Source organism: Micrococcus sp. HSID17227, from assembly GCF_003989405.1.
Taxonomy (GTDB): domain Bacteria; phylum Actinomycetota; class Actinomycetes; order Actinomycetales; family Micrococcaceae; genus Micrococcus; species Micrococcus luteus.
Window position 1 is genome coordinate 1 of record NZ_RBLN01000226.1, and the last position, 3,524, is coordinate 3,524.

The following is a 3,524-nucleotide window of genomic DNA, read 5'->3' on the forward strand; positions in this document are numbered from 1 at the left end:
TCAGTCGCCGTAGAAGATCGCGAGCCCCACGGTGACGCACATCAGGGACAGCAGCCAGAAGCGGACCACGACGGTCACCTCGGCCCAGCCCTTGAGCTCGAAGTGGTGCTGCAGCGGCGCCATGAGGAACACGCGCTTGCCGCCGGAGACCTTGAACCAGCCCACCTGGATGATGACGGAGAGGGTGATCGCGACCATGAGGCCGGCCAGCACGGCCACCAGGATCTCGGTGCGCGTGAAGATCGCGAAGCCGGCCAGGGCGCCGCCCAGGCCCAGGGAGCCGGTGTCCCCCATGAAGATCTTGGCCGGGGAGGTGTTCCACCAGAGGAACCCCAGCAGGCTGCCCGTGAGGATCGCCGCGAGCAGGGCGAGGTCCATGGGGTCGCGGACCTCGTAGCAGCCGCGGGTGCCCTCGAGCGCACAGGACTGGCTCGCCTGGAAGAGCGACATCAGGACGTAGGCGCCCGTGATCATGGCGGTGGCGCCCGTGGCGAGCCCGTCGAGGCCGTCCGTGAGGTTCACGGCGTTCGTGGTGGCGGTGGTGATGAGGTTCGACCAGATCACGAACAGGATGACGCCGATCGCAGGTCCGGCGAAGGCCAGGTCGAGCCACGGGATGTCCCGGGCGAAGGAGATCGCCGTCGAGGCGGGGGTCAGGCCCCGCTCGTCCGGGAAGTTCAGGGCGAGGACGGCGAAGGCGGTGCCGATCAGGGCCTGGAGGATGATCTTGCCGCGCGGCGTCAGGCCGAGCGAGCGCTGCTTCGTGATCTTCGTGAAGTCGTCCACGAACCCGACGAAGGCCATGCCCACGGTGAGCAGCAGCAGGATGAGGCCGGAGGCCGTGGGCCCGCCGAAGTCGACGCCGAGCAGGGCGAGCAGCCCGTGGGTGATCAGGTACGCCAGCACGAGGGACCCGATGATGACCGCGCCGCCCATCGTGGGCGTGCCGCGCTTGGTCTTGTGGGTGGTCGGGCCGTCGTCGCGGACGAACTGGCCGTACCCGCGCTTGACGAGGAACCGGATGAACAGCGGGGTGCCGGCGGCCGAGAGGACCAGGCCGAGCACGCCGCCGATGAGCAGTCCGATCACGGTCGGGACTCCTTCCGGGAGGCGGAGGGGGCGGCGACGGCGTCGGCCGTGGCGAGGCGCTCGCCGAGGGCCGCGAGCCCGACGCCGTTGGAGGACTTGACGAGGACGAGGTCGCCGGGGCGCAGGTGCTCGGTGAGGAACGCCTCGGCCTGCGCGGCGTCGTCGACGAAGTGCGCCTCTTCGCCCCAGCTGCCCTCGTTGAGGGCGCCGATGTAGAGCGGCCGGGCTCCGGCGCCCACCACCAGCAGCTGGGCGATGTTCAGGCGCACCACGGACTCGCCCACGAGGGTGTGCTCACGGACGCGGGCATCGCCGAGCTCGAGCATCTCCCCCAGGACGGCCCAGGTGCGGCGGCCGCTGGAGCGGCCGAGGGTGGCCAGCGTCCGGAGCGCGGCGCGCATGGACTCGGGGTTGGCGTTGTACGCGTCATTGATGATCGTGACGCCGTCCGCGCGGTCGGTGCGCTCCATCCGGAAGCGGCTGGCGGGCCCGAGCCCGTCGAGACCACGGGCGATCTCGGCCGGGTCCATGCCGGCGGCGTGGGCGGCCGCGGCGGCGGCCAGCACGTTGTGCACGTGGTGCAGGCCGGTCAGTCCGGAGGCGACCGGATGCCGCACGGCGGCCTCATCCGTCCCGACCTGCAGGTCGAAGACGGGGCGCTCCTGGTCGTCGGCTCGCACGTCCCGTGCGGCGACGAGTCCCGACGCGCGGCCGGCGGCCACGTCCTCGGCCGCGCGGGCGACGCCCCGCTCGTCCGCGGTGAACCAGGTGATCGGGGCGGCGGTCCGTGCCGCCATGCCGGCGACACGCTCGTCGTCGAGGTTGAGGACGGCGACGCCCTCGGGGCCGAGGGCCTCCACGAGCTCGCCCTTGGTGCGCGCGATGTTCGCCACGCCGCCGAAGCTGCCCGCATGGGCGGTGCCCACCATGAGCACGACGCCGATGTCCGGGCGCACGATGTCGCAGAGGTACGCGATGTTGCCGACGTGGTCCGCGCCCATCTCGACCACGAGGAAGCGCGTGTCCAGCTCCGCCCGGAACACCGTGAGCGGCACGCCGACCTCGCCGTTGTACGAGCCGACCGGTGCGACGGTGGGGCCCTGGGTGGCCAGCAGGGCAGCGAGCAGGTCCTTGGTGGTGGTCTTGCCGGCCGAGCCGGTGATGCCGATGACGGTGGTCGGGGAGTGCCCCCGGACGCGGCGCACGACCTCCCGGGCGAGCGCGCCCATCGCGAGCACGGCGTCCTCCACGATGATCGCCGGGTGCGCGGCGCCGTCGGGGGCGTGCGTGACGTGCTCGGCGAGCACAGCGGCGGCGCCGGCACCCAGCGCGGCGTCGATGAAGTCGTGGCCGTCGGCGCGCTCCCCCGGCTTCGCCACGTAGAGCGTGCCCTCGGCGGTGACCTCCCGCGAGTCGGGGGTGACGTGCACCAGCACGGCGGCGGGGTCGAGGGTGGCCGAGAGCGTGCCGGACACGGCCTCGGCGATCTGGGCTGCGGTGAGAGCGATCATGACTCGATGACCTTACCCTCGCGGGCGGGGCCGGAGCCCGAGGCGGAGGCCGCCGCGACACGGGCGGCCAGGGCCTCGCGGAGGGCCACCCGATCGTCCAGCGGGACGAGCTCGCCGTCGTAGTCCATCGTGGTCTCGTGTCCGCGGCCGGCCAGGAGGATGCCGTCCTGCGGCCCCGCCAGCTCCACGGCGCGGCGGATGGCCGCGGCACGGTCGGCCACCTCCTCGATCACGACCGTGCGGCGCTCCTCCCGCGCGATGCGGTCGGCCTCGGCGCGGGCGCCGGCGAGGATGTGGGCACGGATCGGGGCCGGGTCCTCCGTGTGGGGGGTGTCGTCGGTGACGATCACCACATCCGCCGCCCGGGCCGCGATCGCGCCCATCACGGGCCGCTTGTCACGGTCACGGTCGCCGGCGGAGCCGAACACGATCAGGGTGCGCCCGCGCGTCCCGGCCGCCGCCCGGGCGTCGGCGAGGGAGCGCAGCGCCTGGACCATGCCGTCCGGGTTGTGCGGTGACGATCACCAAAGCCGCCGCCCGGGCCGAGATCGCGCCCATCACGGGCCGCTTGTCACGGTCACGGTCGCCGGCGGAGCCGAACACGATCAGGGTGCGCCCGCGCGTCCCGGCCGCCGCCCGGGCGTCGGCGAGGGAGCGCAGCGCCTGTACCATGCCGTCCGGGTTGTGCGCGAAGTCGACGACGGCGTCCGGCTCGCGGCCCACGACCTCCATCCGTCCCGGGACGGCGGCGGCCAGAGGGCCCTCGCCCGCGGGCACGTCCAGGACGGCGGCGAGCGCGTCCAGGTGCTCCTCCCCCACGGCGTGCAGCACGAGCAGGACCGCGAGTGCCGCGTTGGCCACGTTGAAGCGGCCCGGCAGACCGACGGAGGCCCGCAGCTCCCGGCCCGTGGCCGCGTGGCGCAG

At 73.6% G+C, this 3,524-nt stretch carries 4 protein-coding genes; all 4 read right to left on the minus strand.

Going from position 1 to position 3,524, the window contains the following annotated elements; translation table 11 throughout:
- The gene (mraY, locus tag D8M29_RS09865; protein WP_127445940.1) at positions 1–1,089 is read right to left on the minus strand and encodes a phospho-N-acetylmuramoyl-pentapeptide-transferase; all 1,089 of its coding nucleotides are present in this window, start codon (positions 1,087–1,089) and stop codon (positions 1–3) included.
- Entirely contained in the window at positions 1,086–2,600 is a 1,515-nt protein-coding gene (gene murF, locus D8M29_RS09870) for a UDP-N-acetylmuramoyl-tripeptide--D-alanyl-D-alanine ligase (protein ID WP_127445941.1), read from the minus strand. Before murF ends, mraY begins: the two co-directional genes overlap by 4 nt.
- Positions 2,597–3,097, minus strand: coding sequence for a glutamate ligase domain-containing protein (locus D8M29_RS09875; RefSeq protein WP_238693378.1), 501 nt, complete (start codon positions 3,095–3,097; stop codon positions 2,597–2,599). Before D8M29_RS09875 ends, murF begins: the two co-directional genes overlap by 4 nt.
- Positions 3,003–3,524, minus strand: a 522-nt coding sequence (locus D8M29_RS09880; RefSeq protein ID WP_305034228.1) for a glutamate ligase domain-containing protein, incomplete at its 5' end; no start/stop codon positions are given. The genes D8M29_RS09880 and D8M29_RS09875, both read right to left, overlap by 95 nt.